This is a genomic window from Candidatus Bipolaricaulota bacterium (assembly GCA_021159055.1).
GTDB lineage: Bacteria > Bipolaricaulota > Bipolaricaulia > UBA7950 > UBA9294 > S016-54.
Genome location: JAGGSO010000065.1, coordinates 1 through 1170 on the forward strand (window position 1 = coordinate 1; position 1170 = coordinate 1170).

Sequence of the window (1170 nt, forward strand, 5' to 3'; positions counted from 1 at the left end):
ACATTATGGGCAGGTCTTTTCTTACATGCAGGCGCAAAATTATATGTCCAATACAATTTTCCCCTTAATGTAAGTCCCTTAAAACGCATTATTCTATCATGAATGATATTGCTATTATTCCATCCCGAAAAAATCAATGCTTGACCATTACTTTTTAAGTTCCGATAGACACAATCTAATAATTGTGAAATCTTCTCGCCATACTCTTTTACTGTCCACTCCACGTAACCATCTACAACATTCTCTACATTTCTGTGATAATTTCCATTTTTTCCACTGAAATCAATACCAAATGGGGGATCTGTTATAATCAGATTGGCATTAACATTATCCCATGCCACCATATCTCTTATGTGATACATATCAAGCAGGGATTCGAAATCATCTTTATATTCGTGCATTTTCACTCTTTCCTCTATATCATGATTATATGTACATGCAAATATTTAAACCTCACTTTCCTCCTACTCAAAAATCCTATTTAGTCAAAACGGAGTAAGAACCCTCTGGGCTTAAGCCCAGAGATGAATTACTCCACAACATTTTTTATTCCATCCTAGTTGGTATATTGTCCCAAGCCCAACCAGAATATGGTTGTAATTAGCTTGGGCTATATAAAAATGTGAGGTGAAAAAAAATGAATGAATTAGTCCATAGTAGGCACTCGGTCGGATTGAGCAACTACCATATGCAATTCACGCCAAAATACAGGCGCGATGTATTCAGAGATAGGGTGGTTATGAAAAAATGTAGGGAATCATTTAAGGAAGTGGCGAATAAGTTGGGCATAATGATTTTGGCCTTGGAATTCGGGCCAGACCATGTCCATCTTTTCATCGGGAATTGCAAAAATTACAGCGTTCCGCAACTGGCACGTTATTTCAAGGGCTTCTCATCAAAAGTTATAAGAGAAGAATGCCGTGACAATATCAAAAGAAAGTTATGGGGTGATAAATTCTGGAGCAACGGTTATTTTTACGAGGCTGTGGGCAGAATCACAAGCGAAACAGCACAATTTTACATTGAGCGACAACAGGGAAAGCATTGGGTGGATGTTGATTATGATTATTACCAGAGCATTAAAACGGAAGGCCAAACGACACTCATTGATTTTGTCGTTCCAGTATGATACGCTTCGGGCTTTAGCCCGGAGTAGTTAACTCCTGAAAA

Annotated in this window: 2 protein-coding genes; one reads left to right on the forward strand and one right to left on the reverse strand. The window is 38.0% G+C overall.

What is annotated here, in order from left to right; all coding sequences use genetic code 11:
• Positions 1–401, reverse strand: a 401-nt coding sequence (locus J7J55_03405; protein ID MCD6141753.1) for a hypothetical protein, incomplete at its 3' end; no start/stop codon positions are given.
• A 236-nt stretch (positions 402–637) separates the two neighbouring features.
• Between J7J55_03405 and tnpA the strand changes: the two genes are divergently transcribed.
• A complete protein-coding gene (gene tnpA / locus J7J55_03410) occupies positions 638–1129 on the forward strand; it encodes an IS200/IS605 family transposase (protein ID MCD6141754.1) in 492 nt (163 codons plus the stop codon).
• Positions 1130–1170: the final 41 nt, after the last annotated feature.